The following is a 25,345-nucleotide window of genomic DNA, read 5'->3' as shown; positions in this document are numbered from 1 at the left end:
CTTACATGCGGAAGTTGTCGCCCAGGTACACCCGGCGCACTTCGGGGTTGTCCACGATGGCTTGCGGCGTGCCGTGGGTGAGCACCGTGCCCTCGCTGATGATGCAGGCGTGGTCGCAAATGCCCAGCGTTTCGCGCACGTTGTGGTCGGTGATCAGCACGCCAATGCCGCGCGCTTTGAGAAAACCGATGATGCGCTGGATCTCGATCACGGCAATCGGGTCGATGCCGGCAAAGGGCTCGTCCAGCAGAATAAAGCGCGGGTGCGTGGCCAGGGCGCGGGCGATTTCCACGCGCCGGCGCTCGCCGCCGGACAGGGCCAGCGCCGGGGCATCGCGCAGGTGCTCGACGTGCAGCTCTTGCAGCAGACTGGTCAGCTGGCGCTCGATCTCATCTTTGGCCAGGGGCTTGCCAGCGGCATTTTTTTGCAGCTGCAGCACGGCGCGGATGTTGTCCTGCACATTGAGTTTGCGAAAAATCGAAGCCTCTTGCGGCAGGTAGGACAGGCCCAGGCGCGCGCGTTGGTGCATGGGGCTGCGGGCGACCGATTGGCCATCAATCAGCACATCGCCGCCATCGCTGCGCACCAGGCCGACAAGCATGTAAAACGAGGTGGTTTTGCCCGCGCCGTTGGGGCCAAGCAGGCCGACCACTTCACCGCTTTTGACGGTGAGCGAGACATCTTTGACCACCTGGCGCTTGCCATAGGTTTTGGCCAGATTGCGCGCTTGCAGGCAGCTAGTGGCGCTGCTGAGCGCAGCCAAAGAGGGTTCTTGCGGCTGCTGCGTCATGGTTCTTGCGGAGCGGTCAGTTGCGGGGTGGCTTGCAGCCTTGCGCCCGCTGCGGGCGTGCCGGCCGGGCTGGCTGAAGGGGGCGCTTTGGGGGCCAATACCGCCCGCACCCGGCCACCGCTGCTGCTGCCGGGCTTGTTGCCCGCTTGCGGTGTTTGGCTGTCCACGGTGAAAACATCGGTCAGGTTGTTGTACGTGATTTGCTGGCCGGTAATGTCATCGCTCAACTTGCCGCCGGTATAGCGGCGCAGCTGGGCGCGGCGAATCAGGCGCACATCGTCTTTGCGGCCATCGTATTCAATGACTTCGGCCTCGCCCTCGACAAACTCCTCTGGCGCACCGGGGGCGGTATCGCGCTTTTGGCGAAAAAAGGCGCGTTTACCGCTGGCGGCAGTGACCACACCATATTGGTAGCCCTGCGGGTCTTGGCGCACATCGAGTTGCGCCCCGCGCAGCACGATGGAGCCTTTGGTCATCACCACATTGCCGGTGAACACGCTGGTTTGCTGCAGCTCGTCATGGCGCAGGGCATCCGATTCGATGTGCATGGGCTGGTCACGGTCGGCCCGCTCGGCGTGGGCGGGCAGCACCATGGCCGCCGCAAAGGTCAGCGGCAAGAAAGAGAGGAGGGTGGGCAGGCGCTTCATAAATTAGGCATGGTTTTTGCGTGTGATTGTAGTCACCCTGCAGCAGCAACAACAAAGCCCGCCGAAGCGGGCTTGGGCAGCCGTGACGATGGGTTCAAGCACGCTTTACGTGCGTTTGCGCTCTTGCTCAATCAGTTGGTTGGTGATTTGAATCATGCGCTCAAAGCCGCCGGCCATCGAGCCATCGGTGTAGTAACGCCCAGCAATGCCCATGGCCGGGGTGCCTTCCACCTGGTACTGGTCTTGCAGTTGTATGGCCTGGCGCACCTGGGTGGCCACGCTAAAGGATTGGTAGGCGGCTTCAAACTTGGCGCGGTCCACGCCTTGCTCGGCCACCCAGGGGAAGAGAACCTCGGGTTGGTCGAGGCGCTTTTTCTCATCCTGAAAGGCTTTGAAGACTTTGCCGTTCAAGGCTTGGGCCTGGCCCAGGCTTTCCAGGGCGTAGTAAATGCGCTGCAGGGGCTCAAAATTTTTGTTGAACCCGACGTGCACCAAACGCACGCTGACATCTTTGGCGGCGGTCTTGCGCCACGCTTCAAAGACAGGGTCAAAATTTTTGCAGTGCGAGCAGCCGTAAGAGAAGAACTGCACCACCTCGATCTGGCCTTTCGGGGCCAGCACCGAAGCGGGTTGCTTCAACGTGGCGTAACCGCTATTGGCCTGGGCGGCGAAAGAAAAAACACTGGGGACTGCGCCCAGCAGGGCCAGTTGGGCAAATTCACGACGTTTCATTCAAGGTTTCTCCAAAATAGTGCCCCGCTAAGAGTGGGGGGCGGGCAATCGGTTCCCGCCCGCGTGGCGTGCTTACTGGTGAATGCGCACCAAGGCGGCATCGATGCCGGTGTCGCCCAGTTGCTGTTTTAAGGCTTCGGCCTCGCTGCGCTGGGCCATGGGGCCAATGCGCACGCGGTACACGGGGCGGCCGTTTTGTTCGCGTTCGCTCACGCGGGCTTGCTGGCCGATCAGGCCCAGTTTGGCGCGTTGGGCATCGGCATCGGCCTGGCTGCGAAAGGCCCCCACCTGCACAAAGTACACAAAGCCGTCCGAGGCGGCCGCTTTGGCTTTTTCGGCTGCTTCGGCCTTCTCTGCTTTTTCGGCCTTGGCAATTTGGGCCTTGGCCAAGTCCCCTAAAGGATCATTCGACGCTGTGGCCTGGGCGGCAGGGGTTTCGGTGGGGGCGACCCCTTCGGGCTTGACCTCCACGGGCGCAACCGGTGGAGGCGTGACCTTGCCGCCCAAGGCGGTATTGGGATTCCAATCGGCTTGCGGCATCCGGGGGCTGGCGGTTTTGTCCCCATCCATGGTGAGAAACGGCACCGGAATTTTGCTGACGTACACCGCCACGGCAAAGGCGGCGCCCAAGCCCACCAGCAACCCCAGGATAAAGCCCAGGATGGTGCCGCCTCGTTGTTGTTGTCGCATGCAGCGCTCCTTGAAGTTGTGGCTTTACATGCGCTGGGGCGCAGACACCCCCAGCATGGCCAGCCCATTGGCCAGCACCTGGGCGGTGGCCGCCACCAAGGCCAGGCGCGCGAGTTTGACGGCCTCGTCATCGACCAAAATGCGCTCGGCATCGTAGTAGCTGTGGTACGCCGAAGCCAGCTCGCGCAGATAAAAGGTCACATCGTGCGGCGCATTGCCCTGGGCGGCAGCGGTGAGCATTTCGGGGTACTTGGCCAGCAGCAGCATCAGCGCCTGGGCCTGCTCGCCGTGCAGGGGGCTCAAGTCCACCTCGCGCAGCGCTGCCAGGTCGTAGTCTTCACGCCAGCCGCGCAGCACCGAGCAGATGCGGGCATGTGCGTACTGCACGTAGTACACCGGGTTGTCGTTGTTCTTGGCCACGGCCAAGTCCACGTCGAAGGTGTATTCGGTATCGGGCTTGCGGCTCAAAAGGAAGAAGCGCACGGCATCCTTGCTCGTCCACTCGATCAAATCGCGCAGCGTCACGTAGCTGCCCGCCCGCTTGCTGATCTTCACTTCTTCACCATTGCGTACCACGCGCACCATGGTGTGCAGCACGTAGTCGGGGTAACCGGCGGGAATGCCCACCTCGGCCGCCTGCAGGCCCGCACGCACGCGGGCGATGGTGCCGTGGTGGTCGGTACCCTGAATGTTCACCACCTTGGTAAAGCCGCGTTTAAATTTTTGAATGTGGTAGGCCACATCAGGCACAAAGTAGGTGTAGCCACCATCGCTTTTGCGCATCACGCGGTCTTTGTCGTCGCCGTAGTCGGTGGATTTCAGCCACAGCGCGCCGTCTTGCTCGTAGGTCTTGCCGTTGGCGATCAGGCGCTGCACGGTGGCTTCGACGTGGCCGTTGGTGTACAGGCTCGATTCGAGGTAGTACTCGTCGAACTTGAGGTTGAACGCCTGCAGGTCTTTGTCTTGTTCGTTGCGCAGATAAGCCACGGCGAACTGGCGGATGTTGTCGTAGTCTTCCACATCGCCATTGGCGGTGAACTCGCGGTCATCGGCCTGCACGGTTTCCTTGTTCAGGAAGGCCTGGGCGATGTCGGCAATGTAGTCACCGTTGTAAAAATTCTTGGCCAGCGGGTTGTCGGCGTCGGTGGGCCAGCAGTCGTCGCCGGGCTTGAAGCCCTTGGCGCGCAGCTGGGTGGATTTGGTCAGCGTGTCGATCTGCACGCCCGCGTCGTTGTAATAGAACTCGCGGTGGACGTTCCAGCCTTGGCTGGCGTACAGGTTGCAAATTGCATCGCCCAGCGCCGCCTGGCGGCCATGGCCCACGTGCAGCGGGCCGGTGGGGTTGGCCGAGACAAATTCCACCAGAATTTTTTCGCCCCGCTCGGGCTGCTGGCCAAACTTGTCGGCCTGGCCCAGCACTTCGCGGATCACTTCCTGCTTGGCGGCGGGTTTCAAGCGAATGTTCAGAAAGCCGGGGCCCGCAATTTCAATGGCATCCACCCACTGCTGAAAGGCGGGCGTGGCCTCCAGCGCGGCCTTGAGCTGCTCGCCCAGGGCGCGCGGGTTGAGCTTGAGCGGCTTGGCCAGTTGCATGGCCGCCGTGCAGGCATAGTCGCCGTGGGCCGCCACTTTGGGGTTTTCAAAGGCGGCGCGGGTGCCCGCACCGGGGGAGAGTGTTTCTAGCTCGCCAGCCAGGGCTGCGAGCAATTGCTGTTTGACTAAAAGCATAGGGGCGCAATTTTACGTGTGTCTGGGGCGGTGCCTGCTCACCACCCGCGTGCCCAAAATACGGCAAGCACGGCGATGAAGGGCATGATGTGCGTGTGCAGCATGATGGCGCTGCGCAGGCGGTTGATCTCGTGGCTGCTGGGCAGTGTGCCGTCGGCATCCAAGGTGCGCACCCAGCGGCGGATGGTGAAACTGGGCCGCGCCACAATCACCAGGGTGATGAGCACCAGGGTCATCTTGACGTGAAACAGCGGCTGGCCAACATACCACTGCCAGCCTTTGATGCCCCAGACCACCCGGGCCACGCCCGATAGCAGCAGCACGGTGACCGAGGCCAGGAAAATCCAGTCCAGGCGCAGCAGGCGGCGCACCACGGCAGCGTTCAGCCATTCTTGCCGGCACAGCGCCGCTTGGCTGGAGGAGAACACCACCATCGCCAAAATCGCCACTAGGTGCAGGCTGGCCAGTACAGATTCCAACATCATGCGATTACTCCTTGGCGCCAGAATTCGGGGCGCTCATAGTGCATTTTTAAAAAATCAATCCACAGCCGCACGCGCAGTGGCATGTGTTTGCGCTGCGGAAACACCATGTAAATCCCATTGGGCGGGGCGGCAAAGTCTTCCAGCAGCGGCACCAAGCGCCCGGCGGCGATGTCGGTATCGACCTCCCAGGTGCTGCGCCAGGCAATGCCCCAGCCGTCCAGGCACCAGTCGTACAGGACTTGGCCGTCGGTGCAGTCCAGGGGGCCGCTGGGCTTGATGTAGGCCACATCGCTGCCGCCTTCGGGGCGCGGCAGGCGAAAGGCCCAGCCCCGGATTTGCGAGGCATCGCTGGACAGGGTCAGGCAAGCGTGCTGCGCCAGCTCTTGGGGGTGCTGCGGGGTCCCACGCCGGGCCAGATAGTCCGGGGCGGCCACGCACAGGCGGCGGTTGTCGGCCAGGCGCACGCTGATCAGGGACGAATCGGGCAAATCGCCCACGCGCACCGCGCAGTCGTAGCCCTCGGCGGCCAAATCCACCACCCGGTCAGAGAGGTTGAGCGAGATTTTTACCTCGGGGTGCAGGGCGTAAAACTTGGGCACCAGCGGGGCCACGTGGCGGCGGCCAAAACCGGCCGGAGCGGTAATGCGCAAATGCCCAGCGGCTTTTACGCCCCCGGCGGAAACGCTGGCCTCGGCATTGCTGACATCGGTGAGCAGGCGCTGGCAGTCTTCCAAAAAAGCACTGCCTTCGTGCGTCAGGCTGATGCGCCGGGTGGTGCGCACCATGAGTTTCACGCCCAGGTGCTCCTCCAGCGCATCCAAGCGCCGCCCCATGATGGCCGGGGCCACCCCCTCGGCCTTGGCGGCAGCGGTCAGGCTGCCTTTGGTGGCGACCGAGACAAACGACTCAAAAGCTTTTAATTTATCCATAAACAGCACGCAAATGTGCAAAAAATGAGAGTGAAATATAGCCAAAACGCAATACCAGAAAGCGGTACCAGCTATTAAAAGCGCAATGCTTTACCCCTCTGGCACAGGGCGTTGCCAAGGGGGGCAGTGTCGGCCGTCTTTGCATAAAAGTCATGAGTTTCAGGATATTCAGGCGGTTTATTCCTTTTCGCATTTCTAATACAGTGCGCTGTGAAGCGCTCTTCCCCTGCCCTGGCGCTGCCCAGTGCTGCGCTGGCCAGGGTCGCCCTCGCGGATTTTTGGTTTTTTTGACAAGGGATTTCCATGACTGCTCGTATTCCTGCGCACAGCCTGCAAGTGGCTGACGTTCTGCACCAATTTATCAACACCCAGGTGCTGCCGGGCACCGGCCTGGACGCGGCCGCTTTCTGGCAGGGGTTTGATGCCCTGGTGCGCGATTTGGCACCGAAAAACGCCGCCCTGCTGGCCGAGCGCGAGCGCCTGCAAAAAGAGCTGGACACCTGGCACCAGGCCCACCCCGGCCCGATTGCCGACATGGCGGCTTACCAGCAGTTTCTGACCCAGATTGGCTACATGGTTCAGCCCCCCCAGGGCGTGCAGGCCACCACCGAAAACGTGGATGCCGAGCTGGCCAGCATGGCCGGCCCGCAGCTGGTGGTGCCCATCATGAATGCCCGCTACGCCCTGAACGCGGCCAATGCCCGCTGGGGTTCGCTGTACGACGCGCTGTACGGCACCGATGTGATCAGCGACGAGGACGGGGCGCAAAAAGGCCCGGGCTACAACCCGCTGCGCGGTGCCAAGGTGGTGGCCTTTGCCCGCAACTTTTTGGACCAGGCCGTACCCCTGGCCCAAGGCTCGCACCGGGATGCCAGCGGCTACCGCGTGGAAGGCGGCCAGTTGGTGGTGGCGCTGCAAAACGGCAGCACCACCGGCTTGCAAGATGCCGCCCAGTTTGTCGGTCACCAAGGCGAGGCGGCCGCCCCCACCAGCGTGTTGCTGGTGAACAACGGCCTGCACATTGACATCCTCATCAACCGCGCCACCCCCATTGGCCAGGCCGATGCGGCCGGCGTGGCCGATGTGGTGGTGGAGGCGGCCTTGTCCACCATTTTGGACTTGGAAGACTCGGTGGCCGCCGTGGATGCCGACGACAAGGTGCTGTGCTACAGCAACTGGCTGGGCATCCTTAAGGGCACGCTGACCGAATCCTTTGAAAAAGGCGGCAAAACCGTGACCCGTGGCCTGAACGCCGACCGCGTTTACACCGGGGCCAACGGCCAGCCGGTGACGCTGCACGGCCGCTCGCTGCTGTTTGTGCGCAACGTGGGCCATTTGATGACCAACCCCGCCATCCTGTGGGGCGCAGACCACCAAGAAATCCCCGAAGGCATTTTGGATGCGGTGGTCACCACGGCGATTGCCATCCACGACCTGAAGGGCCACGGGGCCAACGGCATTCGCAACTCGCGCACCGGCAGCGTCTATATCGTCAAGCCCAAGATGCACGGCCCGGCGGAAGTGGCCTTTGCCAACGAGCTGTTTGGCCGCGTCGAGCAGCTGCTGGGCCTGCCGCAAAACACGGTCAAGCTGGGCATCATGGACGAGGAGCGCCGCACCTCGGTGAACCTCAAAGCCTGTATCGCCGCCGCCCCGGCCCGCGTGGCCTTTATCAACACCGGCTTCCTGGACCGCACCGGCGACGAGATGCACACCGCCATGCACGCCGGCCCCATGATCCGCAAGGGCGACATGAAAACCAGCGCCTGGCTGGCCGCCTACGAAAAGAACAACGTGCTGGTGGGCCTGACCATGGGCCTGCGCGGCCGCGCCCAGATCGGCAAGGGTATGTGGGCCATGCCCGACCTGATGGCCGCCATGCTGGAGCAAAAAATCGGCCACCCCAAAGCCGGGGCCAACACCGCCTGGGTGCCCTCGCCCACCGGGGCCACGCTGCACGCGCTGCACTACCACCAGGTGAAAGTGGCCAGCGTGCAGGCTGAGCTGGAAAAAATCAGCGCCGATACCGAACGCGCCAACATCCTGGCCGACCTGCTGCAAGTGCCCGTGGCCAAAAATCCCCAGTGGACCGAGGCCGAGAAGCAGCAAGAGCTGGATAACAACATCCAGGGCATCCTGGGTTACGTGGTGCGCTGGGTCGATCAGGGCGTGGGCTGCTCCAAGGTGCCAGACATCAACGACATCGGCCTGATGGAAGACCGCGCCACGCTGCGCATCTCCAGCCAGCACGTAGCCAACTGGCTGCTGCACGGCATCGTCAGCGAGGGCCAGGTGCGTGCCACCTTTGAGCGCATGGCCGCCAAGGTGGACCAGCAAAATGCCGGCGATCCGCTGTACCAGCGCATGCATGACCGCTATGACCAATCGGCCGCCTACCAAGCCGCTTGCGATCTGGTGTTCAAGGGCGTGGAGCAGCCCAGCGGCTACACCGAGCCGCTGCTGCACGCCTGGCGCTTGAAAGTGAAAGCCGCCGCCCAGTGAAGGCATAACAACGCCTAAACGGCCACCGCCAAAACGCCCAAGGCACCCAGACAATGCGCTGGGTGCCTTCTTTTTTTACCTACACTGCCAGTTTCACAGGGTTTGCGGGAACGAGGAAGAAGTCAAAAGCTATGTGCCAACTGCTTGGAATGAATTGCAACACGCCCACCGATGTGCGCTTTAGTTTTTCGGGCTTCAGCCAGCGCGCGGGCAACACCGGCGACCACACCGATGGCTGGGGCATCGCCTTTTTTGAGGGCAAAGGGCTGCGCCAGTTTGTCGATCGCGAGCAGGCCAGCACCTCCCCCATTGCGCAGCTGATTCGCAACTACGCGATCAAAAGCGAGAACGTCATCGCCCACATCCGCAAGGCCACCCAAGGCCAGGTGGCGCTGGAAAACTGCCACCCCTTTGTGCGCGAGCTGTGGGGCTTTAATTGGGTGTTTGCCCACAACGGCAATTTGGTGGACTTTGCGCCCAAGCTGCACAGCCATTTTTACCCCGTCGGCACCACGGACAGCGAGCTGGCCTTTTGCTGGATCATGCAAGAGCTGGCCAAGTCCCACGCCGGCATGCCCACGCTGCACGAGTTGAGCATCACCTTGCAGGACTTGGCGCGGCGCATCAGCCCGCACGGCACGTTTAATTTTTTGCTCTCCAATGGCCAGGCGCTGTGGGCGCATGCCACCACCGACCTGTGCTTTATCGAGCGCCGCCACCCCTTTGCCACAGCGCATTTGAGCGATGAGGATGTGAGCCTGGATTTTTCCACCTGCACCACCCCGGACGACCGCGTGGCCGTGATCGTGACCGCTCCGCTGACGAAGAACGAAACCTGGACCCCGTTTGAGAAAGGGCGCATCCATCTGTTTGAACATGGGCGCTTGGTAGCACTGCAATAAAAAGAGCTGTTTGCGCTTGAATAACGTGGATTTAATGCTTTAAGCGCTAAAAATTCATTGAAGTAAAAGCGCAAGCAGCTATTTTTTTAAGATTTATTCATCGCTTTTTGGGAACCCCTTATGAACCAACTGAACGCGTTAAAACAAGTCACCACCGTGGTGGCCGACACCGGCAATTTTCAGCAACTGGCGCAGTACCGGCCCCAGGATGCCACCACCAACCCCTCGCTGATTTTGAAAGCCGTGCAGCAGCCGCAGTACGCGCCGCTGTTGCACGAGGTGGTGCAGCGCTTTGCCGATGCGCCCCTGGACGACCTGATGGACCGCCTGCTGGTGCGCTTTGGCTGCGAGATTTTGGCCGTGGTGCCGGGGCGCGTTTCGACCGAGGTCGATGCCCGCCTGTCGTTTGACACCAACGCCACCGTCACCCGCGCCCAGCGCCTGATCGAGCTGTACCAGGGTGCGGGCGTGCCGATTGACCGGGTGCTGATCAAAATCGCCGCCACCTGGGAAGGCATCGAAGCGGCCCGCCTGCTGGAGCAGCAAGGCATTCACACCAATCTGACGCTGCTGTTCTCCAAAGTGCAGGCCATTGCCTGCGCCCAGGCCAAGGTGCAGCTGATCTCGCCCTTTGTCGGGCGCATTTACGACTGGTTTAAAAAACAAGCGGGCAGCCAGTGGGACGAGGCCGCCATGGCCGGGGCCAACGACCCCGGCGTGCGCTCGGTGCGCGAGATTTACCAGTACTACAAGCGCTTTGGCATCACCACCGAGGTCATGGGCGCGAGCTTTCGCAACGTGGGGCAAATCGTGGCGCTGGCCGGGTGCGATTTGCTCACCATCGCGCCCGAGCTGCTGGCCCAGTTAGAAGCCAGCACCGCGCCGGTGCTGCCCGCCCTGGATGCCCAGGCCGCGCGGCAGCTGGACATCGCCCCCGTGCACTACGACGAGGCCAGTTTCCGCTTTGCCCTGAATGAAGATGCCATGGCCACCGAAAAGCTGGCCGAAGGCATTCGCGCCTTTGCCGTCGATACGCGCAAGCTGGAGGATTTGCTGCGCCAAGCCGGGGCCGGCGCATGAGCTGCAGCGCCTCCCCCGCCTGGGCGGCCTTGGTGGCACATTACCAAGACGACATGGCGCACTTCAATCTGGCCCAGGCGTTTGCCAGCAACCCGCAGCGCCTGGCCCAGCACAGCCAGCAAGCGCCGCACGTGTACGCCGATTTGTCGAAAAACTTTTGCACCACCCAGACGGAATCCTTGCTGCAGGCCTTGGCGCACGACTGCGGCTGGCAAGCGCGGCGCGATGCCATGCTGGCGGGCGAGCCGATCAACACCACCGAGGGGCGCGCCGCCATGCACTGGCTGCTGCGCATGCCGCGCGATGGCGGGCAGCTGCGCCAGCACCCGGTGGTGCAGGCCTGGCCCCAGGCGCAGTGGGACACCCTGGCCGCCGCGCACGACACCTTGAATGCCATGCTGGCGCTGGCCGAGCAGGTGCGCGCCGATCGCCAGATTACCGACATTGTGAATATTGGCATTGGCGGCTCGCACCTGGGGCCCGAGGTGGTGGTGCAGGGGCTGGAGGATTGGGTGGATGCGGGCAAGCGCTTTCACTTTGTCTCGAACGTCGATGGGCATGAGCTGGGCCATGTGCTGCGCCAAGTGCGGCCTGAATCGACGCTGTTTTTGATTGCCTCCAAATCCTTCACCACGGCCGAGACCATGCTCAACGCCCACTCGGCCCGCGAATGGTTTTTGCGCCAGGGCGGCTGCGCCCAGCCCTCGGCTGCGGTGTCGATTGCCCAGCACTTTGTGGCGCTGACCACCAATGTGGCGGCAGCGCAGGCGTTTGGCATCACCCGCTGCCTGGAGTTTTCGGACTGGGTGGGGGGGCGCTTTTCGCTGTGGTCGGCCATTGGCCTGCCGATTGCCATTGCCATTGGGCAGGAGCAGTTTCGCGACCTGTTGGCCGGGGCGCACGCCATGGATGCGCACTTTTTCAATGCCCCCATTGGGCACAATTTGCCGCTGCGCCTGGCGCTGCTGGACATTTGGTACCGCAATTTTTGCCACCTGGGCAGCCGCTGCATTGCCCCCTACAGCCATGGCCTGCGCCGCCTGGCGGCGTATTTGCAGCAGCTGGAGATGGAGAGCAACGGCAAGCGCGTCACCCACGCAGGCCAGTGCCTGACCACGCCCACGGCCCCCATCGTCTGGGGCGAGCCGGGCACCAATGGCCAGCACGCCTTTTTTCAGCTGCTGCACCAAGGGCAGGATGTGGTGCCCGTGGAATTTATTGTGGCCCGGGGCGGCGGCAAATACCTGGGGGCGCACCAGCACAGCCTGGTCATCAACGCCATTGCCCAGGCCCAGGCGCTGATGCTGGGCCGCCACGGCGTGAGCGCCCACCAAGATTGCCCGGGCAACCGGCCCAGCAGTTTTTTACTGCTGCAGCAGTTCAATCCGGCCTCGGTCGGGGCCTTGATCGCTTTGTATGAGCACCGTGTGTTCAGCGCTGGGGCGATTTGGGGCATCAACAGCTTTGACCAATGGGGCGTGGAGCTGGGCAAGCAACTGGCCCAGCAACTGCGCCAGCGTGAGGAGCAGGGCGACTGGGATGGCGTGGATGCCTCCACCCGCGACCTGATGGCGCAGCTGGGGCCGGCGGCGGCTTAGATCGTGAACACGTTCTAATACGCCGGGCCCACGGTATCCAGCGGCAGTTGGTGCATTTCTTGGAGCAACTGCGCCAAGCCCTGCGCCGCAGCTTCGACCAGCGCCTGCCCGCGCTGGGCATCGGCGGCGGCGGCATTGCCCGCTGCCCCGGCGGGGTTGTAGTCCTGCATGGCCCAGCCCAGTTTGGCGCTTTTGCCGTTGCCCAAAATGGCAAAACGCTGGGCCCGCGTGGCGGAGGTGGAGGCAAAATTTTGCGCCCGCGCCATCTGCACTTGTTCAGGGGCCAAATGCAGCAGCATGGAGGTTTCAACCTCGCCCGCGTGGACACCAAAGCGGTGCTCATGGGCGCTGAAGGCCGCGTGTACCTCTTGCGGCAGCGGCAGATTGAACCAGCTGCAGTGAACCACCAGCAGGCCATGCTGCTGGCGCAATTGCCGCGCCACGATGTCCATGCTGCTGACGTTGCCGCCGTGGGCGTTAAAGAGCAGCAGTTTTTTCACCCCGGCGCGGGCCACGCCTGCGCCAATGTCGCCCCACAGCGCCAGCAAGGTGGCCGGTTGCAGGCTCAAGGTGCCGGCAAAGGCCTGGTGCTCCCCACTCAGGCCAATGGCCTGGGTGGGCAGGGCCAGGGCCGGAACGTGGGCGGGCAGCTGCGCCAGGGCGGCGGCCACCAGGCCCTCGGCCAGCGCGGTATCGACGCGCAGGGGCAAGTGCGGGCCATGCTGCTCGGTGGCCCCCAAGGGCAGGACGGCAATGGTCTGGGCGGCCAGGCCCTGGGTTTGCGCCAGCGCAAAGTCGTGGGCCGTTACCTCGGCCCAATAGCGGCTGGGCCAGCGGGGCAGGGTAGATTCAGCGGGAAAATGGGCGGAAAAATCCGCAGAGCAATCGGTGGACATAGTCCCCGCATTATTGATCTGGGGAACCACCCCCTCTTGCCTTAACTCGAAAACCAGATGTCTTCTGTGCTCCCCTTGCCCCCGGTTTCTTTTTTGTGGCGCTGCTGGCTGTGGCTGGTGTTGGCGCTGTCGTTGTTGCTGACCTTGCCCGCACAGGCCCAGCTGGTGTTGGGCGCATCTGCCAAGCCCAGCGACCGGGCCGCCACCCCCCATGTGCAAGCCCAGCTGGTCGTACACGCGCCGCAAGGGATTGCCCCTGGCCAGCCGCTGGCGCTGGGCTTGCTGCTGACGCACCAGCCCGATTGGCACACCTATTGGAAAAACGCTGGCGATTCGGGTCTGCCCACCCAGCTTGATTGGGATCTGCCCCCTGGCCTGCAAGCCGGCGAGATCGCCTGGCCCGTGCCCCAGCAAATTCGCGTGGGTGATTTGCTCAACTACGGCTACGAAGGGCAGGTGCTGCTGCCCGTGCCCACCACCGTGGGGGCCGATTTCGCGCCCGACAGCGATGGCATGGTGCGCTTGGGCGTGCGCGCCAGCTGGCTGGTGTGCCGGGTGGAGTGCATTCCCGAAGAGGTGCAGCTGCAAATCCGCCTGCCCGTGGCGCAAAGCCATGTGGCGTTTGCATCAAACTTTGTAGCTGCAAGCGCCAAAGAACCAAAGCATTTAGAGTCTATTAATGGTGAATTTACTGTAAATACAAGCGGTGACCGCATTGATTTTGTAGTCAAAGGCCTGCCCGCTGAAGCCCACGGCCAAGAGCTGGCCTTTTACCCCGAGGCCGCCGACACCTTCCGACATGCGGCGGTGCTGGGCCAAGACTGGCAGCAGCGCTGGGCGGATGGGGTCTGGCACGCCAGCTTGCCCTTGTCCGACATGCGCGGTGAAACACCCCCCCGGCTAGAGGTGGTGCTGGGGCTGCCGGTGACCGGTAGCAACGTGGCCACGCAGGCCCCGGCGGTGGCCTGGCGCGTCAGTGCCCCGGTGCAAGGCCAATGGCAGGCGGCGCAGCTGGCCGAAATTTCGCCCGCCCTGGCCGCCGCCTTGGCCGCCAACCAGGCCAAAAGCCCCCTGCCGCCCAGCAGCAACGCCAGTGCCAGCAGCTGGTGGCTGGCCGTGGTGGGCGGCTTGATCGGTGGGTTGTTGCTCAATTTAATGCCCTGTGTGTTTCCGGTGTTGGCCATCAAGCTGCTGGGCTTTGCCCGCCATGGCAGCGATGTCCGCGCCCAGCGCCTGGGCGGCTTGGCCTATACCGCCGGGGCGGTGCTCAGCTTTGTGGCGCTGGGGGCGCTGCTGTTGGGGCTGCGGGCCGCCGGGGAGCAACTGGGCTGGGGCTTTCAGCTGCAAAACCCGCTGGTCATCAGTGGCCTGGCGGTGCTTTTTACCGTGCTGGGGCTCAATTTAGCGGGGGTGTTTGAGTTTGGCCAATTCCTGCCCAGCGGTGTGGCCGGGCTGCATTTGCGCCACCCGGTGGCCGATGCTTTTTTATCGGGCGTGCTGGCCGTGGCCATTGCCTCGCCATGCACGGCCCCGTTCATGGGGGCCTCGCTGGGCTTGGCCGTGGGCTTGCCAGCGGCGCAGGCGCTGGGCATTTTTGCCGCCTTGGGGCTGGGCATGGCCTTGCCGTATGTGCTGCTGAGCTGGGCCCCGGGCCTGCTGCGCTGGCTGCCGCGCCCTGGGCCGTGGATGGCCACCTTCCGCCGCGCCATGGCTTTTCCCATGCTGGCCACCGTGGTCTGGCTGGCCTGGGTGCTGGGCCAGCAAACCGGGGCCGATGGCATTGCCGCGCTGCTGGCCTTGCTTTTAACGCTGTCGGCCCTGATTTGGGCGCTGACCTTGCGGGGCCTGGCCCGCTGGTGGCTGGGGGCCGCGCTGCTGGCTTTTCTGGCCTGGATGGCCCCCAGCATGTGGCCGTATTTGCAAGCCGCCCCCGTGGCCAGTGCCACAGCCCACAACGCGGTGGTGGGCGATCTTTGGCAGCCCTGGAGCCCCGAGGCGCAGGCCCAGCTGCTGGCCCAAGGCCGCCCGGTGTTTGTCGATTACACCGCCGCCTGGTGCGTGACCTGCCAGTTCAACAAGCGCACCACCTTGTCGAACCCCCAGGTTTTGCAGGCCTTTTCCCGCCATGAAGTACAGTTGCTGCGGGCCGATTGGACGCGCCAAGACCCCCGGATCACCCAATCCCTGAACGCATTAGGGCGCAGCGGCGTACCGGTGTACGTGTTGCTGGCCCCGGGCCAAGCCCCCGTGGTGCTGACCGAGCTGATCAGCACCGACGAAGTTTTACAAGCGCTGGAAAACATCTAAAACTATAGCTGTTTGCGCTTTATTTATAAGGTTTATGGCCATGAGTGACGTTGCTTTTCACATTTTGCGTGAAACCAAAACCATCGCGGTGGTGGGCCTCTCGCCCAAACCCGAGCGTCCCAGCCACGAAGTCGCCTGCTACCTGCAAGCCCAGGGCTACCGCATCGTGCCGGTGAACCCGGGCATGCACGGCAAGCTGCTGCTGGGCGAGATGTGCTTTGCCAGCCTGCGCGAAGCCGCCAGCGCGTTGGCCCCCAAAGGCGTGCAGATTGACCTGGTCGATTGCTTTCGGCAAAGCGAAGAAATCGCCGCCATTGCCGAAGATGCCGTCGCCATTGGGGCCCGCTTTTTGTGGATGCAAATCGGCATCACCAACCCCGATGCAGCCCGCCGTGCCGAGGCCGCCGGGCTGCTGGTGGTGCAAGACCGTTGCACCAAAACCGAACACCGCCGTCTGCAGGCCCAGCGCCTGGCGCTGTGAAGCCGCCGCCGCCCGCTGGCTCACGGCACCCCTCGCTCCCGCTTGCCCCTCTTCACCCCTGCGCGGCCTGCCAAGGCTGCGACAATTGCCCCCCATGACTACTTCTTTTGCCCCTCTGACCAACGACACTTTTTTGCGCGCCTGCCGCCGCCAAGCCACCGATTACACCCCGCTGTGGCTGATGCGCCAGGCCGGGCGTTACCTGCCGGAGTACAAAGCCACCCGCGCCCAGGCCGGCAGCTTTATGGGGCTGGCCACCAACGTGGATTACGCCACCGAAGTGACGCTGCAGCCCTTGGAGCGCTTCCCGCTGGATGCCGCCATCTTGTTCAGCGACATCCTGACCGTGCCCGATGCCATGGGCCTGGGCCTCTCGTTTGCCGAGGGCGAAGGCCCCCGCTTTGCCAAAACCGTGCGCACCGAGGCCGACGTGGCCCAGCTGGCCGTGCCTGATATGGACACGCTGCGCTACGTGTTTGATGCCGTCACCAGCATCCGCAAGGCGCTCAATGGCCGCGTGCCGCTGATCGGCTTTTCGGGCAGCCCCTGGACGCTGGCCTGCTACATGGTCGAGGGCAAGGGCAGCGACGACTACCGCCTGGTCAAAAGCCTGATGTACGCCCGCCCCGACCTGATGCACCGCATCCTGGCCGTGAACGCCGACAGCGTGGCCCAGTACCTGAATGCGCAAATTGATGCCGGGGCCCAGGCCGTGATGGTGTTTGACAGCTGGGGCGGCGTGCTGGCCGATGGTGCTTTCCAAGAATTTAGCCTGGCCTACACCAAGCGCGTGCTGGCGCAATTGAAGCGCACCGGGGTGGATGGGCAGGATGTGCCGCGCATCGTCTTTACCAAAGGCGGCGGCATCTGGCTGCCCGATATGCACGACCTCGATTGCGAAGTGCTGGGCCTGGACTGGACGGCCAACCTGGGCAAGGCCCGCGCCCTGGTGGGCGACCGCAAGGCCCTGCAAGGCAATATCGACCCCAACGTGCTGTTTGCCCCGCCCGACATGGTGGCCGCGCAAGCCCGCGCCGTGCTGGACAGCTTTGGCAAGCCGCACACCGACCGCCACAGCACCGGCCCCACCCATATCTTTAACCTGGGCCACGGCATCAGCCAGTTCACCCCGCCAGAGCACGTGGCGGCGCTGGTCGAGACGGTACACAGCTACTCACGCCAGCTGCGCCAGCAGGGCTAAGTTTTCAGCTTTGCCAGGGCGGGAAAGGGGCCACCTTTTCCCGCCCTGGTTGTCTTTGCGGCTGCTGCAAAATCCTGAATCACTCCTTAATTAATCCTGAATCCATAGCGCCCAAGGGCCAATCGGCGGCTATTTGTCGCTAAAAATCGCGGTATTGGCCAGTATCCAGTGCTCTACTTATGCACATATCCAAACCTTGCTGCGGGGGCTTTTTAAGCCATAAACTCGATAGCGCGAAAGCCTTGAAAATTCATTTAACTATTTGATTTATATAAATTTATTTTTAATGATTTAGGCGGGTGTCAGGCGACTGAAAAAATAGCACAGGCGCATTTTTTTGCCTTGATCAAAAACGCCCCACAAAGTTATCCACAGAAAAGGGCCTTCCAGCCGTGTCTATAGCGTGCCACGCCTTTGTTATCCACATTGCGGTGCAAACCCCGTTGCACAGCAATGTGGGCGGTTTGCTCAGCTACACCCATGGGCACGCGCTGCCCCCCGGCACCCTGGTGCGCGTGCCCCTGGGGCAGCGCGAGCTGCTGGGGGTGGTGTGGGAATCGGTGCCAGCCGCCCACGCCGACCTGCCTGCGGGGGTGGCGCTGCGCCCACTGGCCCAAGTGCTCGATGCCCTGGCCCCCCTGGCCGCGCCGTGGCGCCAGTTGGTGGCGTTTACCGCCCGCTACTACCAGCGCAGCCTGGGCGAGATTGCCGCCACCGCCTTGCCCCCGGCGCTGCGCAAACTCAGCAACGCGCAACTGCTGCGGCGCTTACAGGCCAAAAAGCAAGCGGCGCAGACCGTGCCGGAACAAGAAAAATTAGTAGCACTTACCGCAGAGCAGCAAAGCGTTATCAGTCAAATTGAGCAAAATTGTGGCCCATTTTTGCTGTACGGCAGCACCGGCAGCGGCAAGACCGAGGTGTATTTGCACACCGTCGCCGCCGCCTTGGTCGCCGACCCGCAGGCCCAGGCCCTGGTGCTGGTGCCCGAGATCAACCTCACCCCCCAATTGCTGGCGCGGTTTGAGCGGCGCTTTGCCCCCACCCTGGGCCCCCAGGCCGTGGCCAGCCTGCACAGCGGCCTGACCGAGGCGCAGCGCCTGAAACACTGGCTGGCCGCGCACACCGGGCAGGCCCGCATCGTGCTGGGCACGCGCATGGCGGTGCTGGCCAGCCTGCCGCAGCTGAAAATCATCGTCGTCGATGAAGAGCACGACCCCAGCTTCAAGCAAGAAGAAGGGGCGCGGTACTCCGCCCGCGACCTGGCCCTGTGGCGCGGGCGCGATGCCGGGGCCAAAGTGATTTTGGGCAGTGCCACCCCCTCGCTGGAGAGCTGGTACGCCTGCCAGCAAGGCCGCTACCAGCGGCTGGACATGCCCAGCCGCATCGCTGCGGCCGCCCTGCCCAGCGTGCATCTGGTGAATATGCGCCAGCAGCCCAAGTCCACCGTGTTTGCCCCGGCCCTGCTGCAGGCCATTACCGAGCGCATTCAGCGCGGCGAGCAAAGCCTGGTGCTGCTCAACCGCCGGGGCTTTGCGCCGGTGCTGTGGTGCGGCGATTGCGGCTGGAAAAGCGACTGCCCCCATTGCAGTGCCCACCAAGTCTTTCACAAAGGCGAGCGGCGGCTGCGCTGCCACCACTGCAGCGCCAGCCAGGCCGTGCCCCGGCACTGCCCGCACTGCGGCAACCCCGATATATTGGCCCTGGGCCACGGCACCGAGCAGCTGCAAGAAGCCCTGGAGCAGGTGCTGCGCAACGTGCAGCGCCCCGATGGCCAGCCCGCCCGCATTGGCCGCATGGATGCAGACACCACCCAGGGCGCAGGCCAGTTGCAGGCGCAGTTGGCACACATTCACGATGGCAGCGTGGATGTGCTGGTCGGCACGCAAATGATTGCCAAGGGCCACGACTTTCGGCGCATGACCCTGGTGGCGGCCATCGCCCCCGATGCGGCGCTGATGAGCACCGGCTTTCGCGCCCCCGAGCGCTTGTTTGCCCTGCTGATGCAAGCCGCAGGCCGCGCCGGGCGCGATGCGGCCTTTGTGGGCCAGCAAGGCAGCCAGCCGCAGATGTGGATTCAAACCCAGCAGCCCGAGCACCCGCTCTACCAAGCCCTGCTGCACCACGACTACCCCGGCTTTGCCCAGCAGCAACTGCACGAGCGCCAGCAGGCGGGCATGCCCCCGTTTGTGTTTCAGGCCCTGGTGCGCGCCGATGCCAAAACGCAGGACGCAGCGCAAAATTTTTTGCACGCCGCCGCCCAGCACGCCCAAAGCCTGCCCGCGCTGGCCGGCGTATTCCTCTACCCGCCCATCCCCATGGCCGTGCAACGGGTGGCAAATATCGAGCGGGCGCAAATGCTGATCGAGGCCGCCAGCCGCAGCGCCTTGCAAAAATTTTTGCACGCCTGGCAACCCGTGCTGCACCCCCTCAAAAAACAGCACAAAACCGTGGTGCGCTGGCTGGTGGATGTGGATCCGCAGAGTGTGTAGGGAGTGGGTTTGCGCTCCTCGCACCGAGGGCGCAAACGAAGTTTTCAGGGCGCAGTCCCTTGCGCACCCAAGCCGGATTAGGCGTGATGCTCGCGTCGGCCTAAGCCTTCGGCAATAAAAGTGAGCACCAAGGTATTGAGGGACACCCCTTCGGCTTTCGCCCGGGTGGCCAGTTGGGCATGGGTGGTTTTCGGAACGCGGGCAACAAATTTGCCAGAGGCTACGCCGCCACTGTTGGGGGCAGGCACGGCAAACCCCTTGGCTTCGAGTGCGGCGATGGTACTGCGCAGGGCATCGTGGCCGTTGGCCACGGCTTCTTCGATGGTTGCGCCATCGGAAATGCACTCGGAAAAATCAGGGTAGGAAATTAAAAAGCCACCGCCCTCGGCAGCGCTTAGGGGGCGAATTTCGAAGGGGTAGGCGTTGAGGTCGTTCATGGTTCACGCTCCGCTGATCAAGGCCACAAATTTTTTTACATAGATCGGTTTGATGGGGCGATGTGCTGGTACTGGCAAGGTTGTTCCGTCGGTTCGAATGAAAACGCAGTGGCTGGTGCCATCGTGCCGCCACTCCACACCATGCTGGCGCGCCACCGTTTGCAGCTGCTCGATGCGCCAATCTAATGGGTTATGGCGCATGGCTTTGAGTAGTTTCGCAGCGGTATTCATGGATTAAACGATACTGCCCATAACATCATGCGTCAATGGAGTTCGCCACCTTTTGGCGAGCCATTGTCTTCAGGCAAGCGCCCCCCTTGGTGAATATGCCGCCCAAAGCGCTGTAAATCCTCCACAAACTCATCGCTGAGCAAATACGCACACTCCTTGGGCCGCTGGGTGCCAATGGCATCGCCTTGCACCACCCCTGCGGCTGGGTGGCACATGAGCAAGCTGCCCGGTTGCACCTGGCGCAACCACGATTGCATGTGCGCGCGGTAGGCCGCCGGGGTGGGGGCATCAAAGCCGTACACCCCGGCAAAACCGTGGTTGGTCGCCAAGTGGGCGGTGCGCCACAGGCGGGTGGCGCTGTAGCCGCCCAGGGTGGCGATGATCAGCGCCTTGGAGGACGACCACAGCCGCCCGGCCGGCACGGTCGAGCGCAGCCAGGGCCGCTCGTGTGCGGCGTAGCGGGCGGTGATTTCTGCCAGCAGCGCCTGGCGCACCCCGGGCAGTTGGTGGACGTGTTGGTGGCCGTCAATGAAGTCGGGTGCGGTGCCCATGGCGGCCTCAAACGCGTCGAGCTGTTCGCGCCAGACGGCTTGCCATTGCGCGGCCCGCCAGCGGCCCAGGTAGGCCTGGGCAATGGCCTGCTTGAGCGTGAGGGCGTGGTACAGCCCACCGTGGCTTTCGGTCAGGTTGAAGTGCAGGCCCACGGCCAGGTGCGGGCGCAGCGGCTTTAAATCGTGCGCGGCCGTTCGCCAGCGCGGGGCGGTGCTCATGCAGCTGGTGGCGCTGATGCGGCCTTTGCTGGCCAGTTGCAGCACCGCCTGGTCAATCAAGGGGTGCAGGGCGAAGTCGTCCACGCACAGCACGATGGGGTGGCTGGGAGGGTTCATTGTGGTTGTGCTTTAAACGCCCAAAATTTGCTCAAGGTGAAGGTGCCCACCGCCACCAGCACGAGGATGGCCGCTTGGCTCCAAAAATAATGCCAGTGCAGGCGCTGCAGGGCGATGGCGTACAGCGTTTCATTGACGGCAAACGACAGGCTGGCCACGGCAAAAAACCGCGCGGCGCTGGCCCAGGTGCGGGCCTGGTGCTCGGCAAAACTAAGCCAAGCGTGGCCGCAGTAGCTCACGCCAAAGGCGATCAGAAAGGCCAGTCCGTTGGCCAGCAGCGGCGGCACCTGCCACAGCGCCACCAAAACGCCCACGGCCAAGAGATGGGTGGCTGCCGCAGCCCCGCCCACTAAAATAAAGCGCAGTGCTTGCGGCAGGCTGTATAAGGAATTGAGCAGGTTTTGTGCTTTAAACGTTGTCATTGCTGCGCAAGATGCTATGGTCTTCATCGCGGGCGAGCAAATAGCTGGGGCGCTGTTTGACTTCGTCGTAGATGCGGCCAATGTATTCGCCCAGGATGCCGATCGACATCAGTTGCACGCCCGAGAACAGCATGATGCTGGCCGCCAGCGTGGGCCAGCCCGCCAGATCGGCCCCAAAGAGCAAGGTCTCCAGCGTGATCCAGCCGCCGTAGAGCAAGGCGGCCAGGGCCACCAGGGCACCAATGACGCTCCACACCCGCAGCGGCAAGGTGGTGAACGAGGTCAGCCCCAGCAAGGCCAGCGACCCCAGGCGGCGCAGGTTAAAGCTGGAGGCACCGGCCGCCCGATCCAGCGGCACAAACGGCAGGGCGGCGGTTTTAAAGCCGACCCAGGCGTACAGGCCTTTCATGAAGCGGTGGCGCTCGGGCAGGGCTTTGAGGGCATTGGCCACTTTGCGATCGAGCCAGCGGTAGTCCCCGGCGTTGGGCGGCATTTTCACGCTGTTACCGGCATTCATGATGCGGTAGAACAAATGCGTGCCCACCCGCTTGGCCCCGCTTTCGGCCCCACGATCGGCAATCACGCCGTACACCATGTCGTAGCCGTGCTGCCACAAATCGTGCATTTCGGGCAGCAGGTCCAGCGGGTGCTGAAAGTCGCCATCAATCAGCACCACGGCATTGCCCCGGGTGTGGTCGATGCCCGCCGACAGGGCCGCTTCTTTGCCGAAATTGCGCGACAAGGCCAGGTAGCGCAGGGGCAGGCCACTGTGCGCCACCAGCTCCATGGCCACGGTGTGCGTGGCATCGGTGCTGCCGTCATTGACGATGACGATTTCAAAGTGGGGCGTAAGCTGCGCCACCGCTTCGGCCAGCGCCGGGATAAAGCGGGGCAGGTTCACCGCTTCGTTAAACGCTGGCACCACGCAGGACAAGCGCAGCGGCGGGCGCGGCAAGGCGGCGGGGGGCGCGGCGGGGGTGTATTCGGCGTAAAACTCAGGGGAGGGCGAGGTCGGTTGCGTCATGGTCAGGCATTGTCACTGATGGGCATGGAAGGTCATGGCGAGCGGGCGCAGCCCTCGGGCACATACGCGCGCCAATGCAGCACCCACGGGGCATTATTGAATGGCCAGGCCAAGGCCCACTGGCCGCTGTGCCACTGGGGGGCGGCCGTCTCTGGCGGGGGCAGGGCCTCCATGGGGGCCGGGGGGGTGGGGTGTTCGCCGTCTTGCCACAGCCACAGCACGCCATTTTTTTGCAAACGCTCAGCGCTCACCCAGGGCGAAAAACGCGGGTCGTGGTTAATCAGCACCGACGGCCCCGGCACCCGGGCCGTGGTGACCAAGGCGGTCAGCCAATAATCCCCCGCCACCACATCCAGGGGGCAGGTGCTCAGGGTGTCCCACGTGGCATACGCCTGGGCGGCCAAGGCCGCTTGCGGCCAATCGGTGCGGGCTGGGCGCTGGCGCCACTGGGCGCCGTAGGCCAAAAAGGCTCCGGTCAGCACCGAGATCAGCACCAACCACACCGCCAGCCCTTTGAGCAAGGGCCTGCTGGCCGCGTGCAATTGGGCCTGTGGCCACAGCGCCATCAGCAGCAAGCCGCTGAACGACCACATGGGCATGCCCCACATATCGTGTACGCCCAGGCCCAGCACCAAACCCAACACCGTCACCAGCAGGCCGCTGCCCAGGGCCATCGTCAGCACATAGCCTGGCAGGGCGGTGTGCCAGCGCCAGCCCCCCGGACCGCTGTTGCGCACCCGCCAGGCAGTGATGCCGGCAATCAGCAGCAGGGGCAGGTGGTTGAGCAGCTGGGTGAGCAAAAACTCCAGCGCCGCCCGCGTGGGCTGGCTGCTGGCGCGGCTGCTGGCGTAGGTCAGCGGCAGCCAGTCGTTTTGAATCAGCCAGACAAAGTGGGGGGCGAACACCGCCAGCCCCAGCAGCACCGCCAGCCACGGCCCCGGCTGGCGCAGCACCTGGCGCTGCGCGATGAGCAAATACCCCCCCTGCACGATGAGCAAAATCGCCACCGAATACTTGGTCAGCATGCCCACGCCCGCCCACAGCCCCCACAGCAGCCAATCGCGCTTGCGCCCCTCTTGCAGGGCCACCAGCAGGCTGTGGCCCAGGCCGGCCCAAATCGGCATTTGCGCAATGTTGTGGTTGAACTCCAGCGCCGGGCGGGTGTAATACACCACCGCCATGGTCAGCAGGGCCGCCAGCAGGGCGCGGTCGCGCTCCATCAGGCGCAAAGCGCTGCGCCACACCAGCCACAGCGTGGCGGCAATGCACAGCTGGCTTAAAAGAAATGGCCCCGCTTTGCCAAAAGCCCAATAAAAGCTGTGCAGCACCCACGGGGCCAGCGGCGGGTGCTTGTAATTGCCCCATTGCCACTCGCGCCCCCAGGACAGGCTCTCGGCCACGTCCAGAGGAAAGCTGCTGGAGAGCAGGGGGGGCACGATCGACCACAGCAGCCCATAGGCCACGGCCCAAACGGCCATGGTGCGCCAAGAAAGAAAAGAAGCAAGGGGCATGAAAAAAGCGGCTGAGTGTGAAAAAGCGGGAAGAAAACGCCGGGGCTTAGATCATGAACACGTTCTTAGAACGTGTTCATGATCTCGAATGAAGGTGTGGGGGATGCGGTTCGGGATGGGTTGCGAGGCGCAAACCACAGCAATAGCTTGGCTATTGCGAGGATTTGCAACGACGCAGACCGCCCGAAGCCGCGCCCGCACACCCATGAGGAGATCGTGAACACGTTCTTACTGCCCCGTCAGCCACGCCACCGCGGCCGAGAAGCTGACAAACGCCAGCGCTGTGCTGACCAAAATAATCCGTGCCACGCGCCCGCCGTGGGCTTCAAAGCGCTCGGCCAGCAGCGAGACATTGCTGGCACTGGGCAGCGCCGCCGTCAGCACCAGGGCGGTGATGGTGAGCGGGGCCAGCGCAGCACCCAGGGCCACGGCGGCTTGGCAGGCGGCCCATACCAGCAGCGGATGCACCAGCAGCTTGACCAGCGCCAGCGGCACGTAGTGGCGCGGGGCCACCCGCTCGGCCTGGTTGATTTGCGATCGCGCCAGCACCGCACCAATAGTAAAAAGGGCTACAGGCGATGCTGCATCTGCGAGCATAGCTATGGTTTTATCTACTGGCCCAGGCAGTTGCAAATGGATGGCCGAGGCCACCGCCCCCAGCCCAATCGACCAGGGCAGCGGGTTGACCAGCACCCCTTTGAGCGCCAGGCGCAGCGCCCGTCCGGCGCTGCCCTCGCCCAGGCCCAGGCGCGACAGGGCAATGCACAGCGAGGTGGTCACGATCATGTCCAGCGCCACGGTCATGATCACCGGCCCGGCGCTGGCTTGCCCCAGTAGCGCCACCAGCAGCGGCACGCCCATAAACCCCGAGTTGGGAAACGCGGTGACCAAGGCCCCAAAGGCCGCATCGTTCCAGCCCCAGCGGCGCAGGGTGGCGGCCACGGCACCGGCCACCACCAACAGGCCGCAGAGCAAATAAATCAAGGCCACGACCGGGTCAAGCAACTGGGCAATCGGTGTATTGGCACCAAAGCGGTAGAGCATGCACGGCAGAGCAAAAAACAGCACAAAGCTATTGAGCCCGCCAATGGCCGTGAGCGGCAACACCCGCGCCTGCGTAGCGACATAGCCACACAGCACCAGGGCGAAGAAGGGAAAGGTAACGGTTAGAACGGCAAGCACAGCCGCGCATTGTCGCAGCCTCTGGGGGCGCGCCGAGGTTCTGTCAGCGCATGGAATGGGGACCCGGGCCATGCGCTTGGGGACGGGGGCAGGACTGCGCTTGCAGCGCGGGCTGTTGGGGAAAGTCTGGGCCGGGTTTGTCCTCTGCGTGACAAGCGGGCCTTCGGGTAACTTGCGCCCTTCGGCTCACGAGG

At 63.6% G+C, this 25,345-nt stretch carries 23 protein-coding genes; 8 read left to right on the top strand and 15 right to left on the bottom strand.

Annotated elements, in window-relative coordinates:
• Window position 1: 1 nt before the first annotated feature.
• The 7 genes from lptB to ACFO24_RS05490 form a co-directional block, all read right to left on the bottom strand.
• The gene (gene lptB / locus ACFO24_RS05520; RefSeq protein ID WP_377737308.1) at window positions 2–790 is read right to left on the bottom strand and encodes an LPS export ABC transporter ATP-binding protein; all 789 of its coding nucleotides are present in this window, start codon (window positions 788–790) and stop codon (window positions 2–4) included.
• A complete protein-coding gene (gene lptA, locus ACFO24_RS05515; RefSeq protein ID WP_377737306.1) occupies window positions 787–1,437 on the bottom strand; it encodes a lipopolysaccharide transport periplasmic protein LptA in 651 nt (216 codons plus the stop codon). The genes lptB and lptA overlap by 4 nt, the downstream gene beginning before the upstream one ends.
• Before the next feature lie 105 nt (window positions 1,438–1,542).
• Entirely contained in the window at window positions 1,543–2,169 is a 627-nt protein-coding gene (locus ACFO24_RS05510) for a thiol:disulfide interchange protein DsbA/DsbL (protein WP_207575955.1), read from the bottom strand.
• Between the two features lie 72 nt (window positions 2,170–2,241).
• Complete coding sequence (locus ACFO24_RS05505; RefSeq protein ID WP_377737305.1) at window positions 2,242–2,859, bottom strand: SPOR domain-containing protein; 618 nt, start codon at window positions 2,857–2,859, stop codon at window positions 2,242–2,244.
• 24 nt (window positions 2,860–2,883) lie between these two features.
• Window positions 2,884–4,587, bottom strand: coding sequence for an arginine--tRNA ligase (gene argS / locus ACFO24_RS05500; protein WP_377737303.1), 1,704 nt, complete (start codon window positions 4,585–4,587; stop codon window positions 2,884–2,886).
• Between the two features lie 38 nt (window positions 4,588–4,625).
• Window positions 4,626–5,072, bottom strand: coding sequence for a DUF2214 family protein (locus ACFO24_RS05495; RefSeq protein WP_377737302.1), 447 nt, complete (start codon window positions 5,070–5,072; stop codon window positions 4,626–4,628).
• Window positions 5,069–6,001 carry a LysR family transcriptional regulator gene (locus ACFO24_RS05490; RefSeq protein WP_377737301.1) on the bottom strand — a complete coding sequence of 311 codons (933 nt, stop codon included), beginning with the start codon at window positions 5,999–6,001 and terminating at the stop codon, window positions 5,069–5,071. Before ACFO24_RS05490 ends, ACFO24_RS05495 begins: the two co-directional genes overlap by 4 nt.
• Before the next feature lie 303 nt (window positions 6,002–6,304).
• Between ACFO24_RS05490 and ACFO24_RS05485 the strand changes: the two genes are divergently transcribed.
• The 4 genes from ACFO24_RS05485 (at window position 6,305) to pgi (ending at window position 12,083) form a co-directional block, all read left to right on the top strand.
• Window positions 6,305–8,503, top strand: a complete 2,199-nt coding sequence (locus ACFO24_RS05485; RefSeq protein ID WP_377737299.1) for a malate synthase G — start codon at window positions 6,305–6,307, stop codon at window positions 8,501–8,503.
• Window positions 8,504–8,634: 131 nt separating this feature from the next.
• On the top strand, window positions 8,635–9,405 hold the full coding sequence (locus ACFO24_RS05480; protein ID WP_377737297.1) for a class II glutamine amidotransferase: 771 nt from the start codon (window positions 8,635–8,637) through the stop codon (window positions 9,403–9,405).
• A 120-nt stretch (window positions 9,406–9,525) separates the two neighbouring features.
• Window positions 9,526–10,485, top strand: coding sequence for a transaldolase (tal, locus tag ACFO24_RS05475; RefSeq protein WP_377737296.1), 960 nt, complete (start codon window positions 9,526–9,528; stop codon window positions 10,483–10,485).
• A complete protein-coding gene (gene pgi / locus ACFO24_RS05470) occupies window positions 10,482–12,083 on the top strand; it encodes a glucose-6-phosphate isomerase (protein WP_377737295.1) in 1,602 nt (533 codons plus the stop codon). Before tal ends, pgi begins: the two co-directional genes overlap by 4 nt.
• A 14-nt stretch (window positions 12,084–12,097) precedes the next feature.
• Here pgi and ACFO24_RS05465 read toward each other — a convergent pair whose 3' ends face one another.
• Entirely contained in the window at window positions 12,098–12,979 is an 882-nt protein-coding gene (locus tag ACFO24_RS05465) for a creatininase family protein (protein WP_377737292.1), read from the bottom strand.
• Between the two features lie 57 nt (window positions 12,980–13,036).
• Here ACFO24_RS05465 and ACFO24_RS05460 point away from each other — a divergent pair, with 57 nt between their 5' ends.
• From ACFO24_RS05460 to priA, 4 genes are all read left to right on the top strand, one after another.
• The gene (locus tag ACFO24_RS05460; protein WP_377737290.1) at window positions 13,037–15,286 is read left to right on the top strand and encodes a protein-disulfide reductase DsbD family protein; all 2,250 of its coding nucleotides are present in this window, start codon (window positions 13,037–13,039) and stop codon (window positions 15,284–15,286) included.
• Between the two features lie 40 nt (window positions 15,287–15,326).
• A complete protein-coding gene (locus ACFO24_RS05455) occupies window positions 15,327–15,767 on the top strand; it encodes a CoA-binding protein (RefSeq protein WP_377737289.1) in 441 nt (146 codons plus the stop codon).
• 94 nt (window positions 15,768–15,861) lie between these two features.
• Window positions 15,862–16,968 (top strand): uroporphyrinogen decarboxylase, encoded by a 1,107-nt coding sequence (gene hemE, locus ACFO24_RS05450; RefSeq protein WP_377737288.1) that lies wholly within the window; start codon window positions 15,862–15,864, stop codon window positions 16,966–16,968.
• Window positions 16,969–17,366: 398 nt separating this feature from the next.
• Window positions 17,367–19,457, top strand: coding sequence for a replication restart helicase PriA (priA, locus tag ACFO24_RS05445; RefSeq protein WP_377737321.1), 2,091 nt, complete (start codon window positions 17,367–17,369; stop codon window positions 19,455–19,457).
• A gap of 77 nt (window positions 19,458–19,534) precedes the next feature.
• On the opposite strand, the gene ACFO24_RS05440 is transcribed toward priA, so the two are convergent.
• The 7 genes from ACFO24_RS05440 to ACFO24_RS05410 all read right to left on the bottom strand — a co-directional run bounded on the left by ACFO24_RS05440 (window position 19,535) and on the right by ACFO24_RS05410 (window position 25,151).
• Window positions 19,535–19,894, bottom strand: a complete 360-nt coding sequence (locus tag ACFO24_RS05440; protein WP_377737286.1) for a toxin-antitoxin system HicB family antitoxin — start codon at window positions 19,892–19,894, stop codon at window positions 19,535–19,537.
• 3 nt (window positions 19,895–19,897) lie between these two features.
• Complete coding sequence (locus ACFO24_RS05435; protein WP_377737285.1) at window positions 19,898–20,125, bottom strand: hypothetical protein; 228 nt, start codon at window positions 20,123–20,125, stop codon at window positions 19,898–19,900.
• 32 nt (window positions 20,126–20,157) lie between these two features.
• Window positions 20,158–21,012, bottom strand: coding sequence for a ChbG/HpnK family deacetylase (locus ACFO24_RS05430; RefSeq protein WP_377737284.1), 855 nt, complete (start codon window positions 21,010–21,012; stop codon window positions 20,158–20,160).
• Window positions 21,009–21,434: a GtrA family protein gene (locus ACFO24_RS05425; RefSeq protein WP_377737283.1), complete on the bottom strand. Its 426-nt coding sequence runs from the start codon at window positions 21,432–21,434 to the stop codon at window positions 21,009–21,011. Before ACFO24_RS05425 ends, ACFO24_RS05430 begins: the two co-directional genes overlap by 4 nt.
• Complete coding sequence (locus tag ACFO24_RS05420; protein ID WP_377737282.1) at window positions 21,421–22,458, bottom strand: glycosyltransferase family 2 protein; 1,038 nt, start codon at window positions 22,456–22,458, stop codon at window positions 21,421–21,423. The genes ACFO24_RS05425 and ACFO24_RS05420 overlap by 14 nt, the downstream gene beginning before the upstream one ends.
• Before the next feature lie 32 nt (window positions 22,459–22,490).
• On the bottom strand, window positions 22,491–23,969 hold the full coding sequence (locus tag ACFO24_RS05415) for a glycosyltransferase family 39 protein (protein WP_377737281.1): 1,479 nt from the start codon (window positions 23,967–23,969) through the stop codon (window positions 22,491–22,493).
• Between the two features lie 228 nt (window positions 23,970–24,197).
• Window positions 24,198–25,151 carry an AEC family transporter gene (locus ACFO24_RS05410; protein ID WP_377737280.1) on the bottom strand — a complete coding sequence of 318 codons (954 nt, stop codon included), beginning with the start codon at window positions 25,149–25,151 and terminating at the stop codon, window positions 24,198–24,200.
• Window positions 25,152–25,345 lie beyond the last annotated feature (194 nt).

It is taken from the genome of Comamonas denitrificans (assembly GCF_042654745.1).
Lineage (GTDB): Bacteria > Pseudomonadota > Gammaproteobacteria > Burkholderiales > Burkholderiaceae_C > Comamonas > Comamonas denitrificans.
This window is presented reverse-complemented; position numbering and strand designations above follow the sequence as displayed.

Bases quoted from the DNA above. Each gene is read 5' to 3' on its own strand.
- lptB (WP_377737308.1), bottom strand. From the start codon at position 790: ATGACGCAGCAGCCGCAAGAACCCTCTTTGGCTGCGCTCAGCAGCGCC.
- lptA (WP_377737306.1), bottom strand. From the start codon at position 1,437: ATGAAGCGCCTGCCCACCCTCCTCTCTTTCTTGCCGCTGACCTTTGCG.
- ACFO24_RS05510 (WP_207575955.1), bottom strand. From the start codon at position 2,169: ATGAAACGTCGTGAATTTGCCCAACTGGCCCTGCTGGGCGCAGTCCCC.
- ACFO24_RS05505 (WP_377737305.1), bottom strand. From the start codon at position 2,859: ATGCGACAACAACAACGAGGCGGCACCATCCTGGGCTTTATCCTGGGG.
- argS (WP_377737303.1), bottom strand. From the start codon at position 4,587: ATGCTTTTAGTCAAACAGCAATTGCTCGCAGCCCTGGCTGGCGAGCTA.
- ACFO24_RS05495 (WP_377737302.1), bottom strand. From the start codon at position 5,072: ATGATGTTGGAATCTGTACTGGCCAGCCTGCACCTAGTGGCGATTTTG.
- ACFO24_RS05490 (WP_377737301.1), bottom strand. From the start codon at position 6,001: ATGGATAAATTAAAAGCTTTTGAGTCGTTTGTCTCGGTCGCCACCAAA.
- ACFO24_RS05485 (WP_377737299.1), top strand. From the start codon at position 6,305: ATGACTGCTCGTATTCCTGCGCACAGCCTGCAAGTGGCTGACGTTCTG.
- ACFO24_RS05480 (WP_377737297.1), top strand. From the start codon at position 8,635: ATGTGCCAACTGCTTGGAATGAATTGCAACACGCCCACCGATGTGCGC.
- tal (WP_377737296.1), top strand. From the start codon at position 9,526: ATGAACCAACTGAACGCGTTAAAACAAGTCACCACCGTGGTGGCCGAC.
- pgi (WP_377737295.1), top strand. From the start codon at position 10,482: ATGAGCTGCAGCGCCTCCCCCGCCTGGGCGGCCTTGGTGGCACATTAC.
- ACFO24_RS05465 (WP_377737292.1), bottom strand. From the start codon at position 12,979: ATGTCCACCGATTGCTCTGCGGATTTTTCCGCCCATTTTCCCGCTGAA.
- ACFO24_RS05460 (WP_377737290.1), top strand. From the start codon at position 13,037: ATGTCTTCTGTGCTCCCCTTGCCCCCGGTTTCTTTTTTGTGGCGCTGC.
- ACFO24_RS05455 (WP_377737289.1), top strand. From the start codon at position 15,327: ATGAGTGACGTTGCTTTTCACATTTTGCGTGAAACCAAAACCATCGCG.
- hemE (WP_377737288.1), top strand. From the start codon at position 15,862: ATGACTACTTCTTTTGCCCCTCTGACCAACGACACTTTTTTGCGCGCC.
- ACFO24_RS05440 (WP_377737286.1), bottom strand. From the start codon at position 19,894: ATGAACGACCTCAACGCCTACCCCTTCGAAATTCGCCCCCTAAGCGCT.
- ACFO24_RS05435 (WP_377737285.1), bottom strand. From the start codon at position 20,125: ATGAATACCGCTGCGAAACTACTCAAAGCCATGCGCCATAACCCATTA.
- ACFO24_RS05430 (WP_377737284.1), bottom strand. From the start codon at position 21,012: ATGAACCCTCCCAGCCACCCCATCGTGCTGTGCGTGGACGACTTCGCC.
- ACFO24_RS05425 (WP_377737283.1), bottom strand. From the start codon at position 21,434: ATGACAACGTTTAAAGCACAAAACCTGCTCAATTCCTTATACAGCCTG.
- ACFO24_RS05420 (WP_377737282.1), bottom strand. From the start codon at position 22,458: ATGACGCAACCGACCTCGCCCTCCCCTGAGTTTTACGCCGAATACACC.
- ACFO24_RS05415 (WP_377737281.1), bottom strand. From the start codon at position 23,969: ATGCCCCTTGCTTCTTTTCTTTCTTGGCGCACCATGGCCGTTTGGGCC.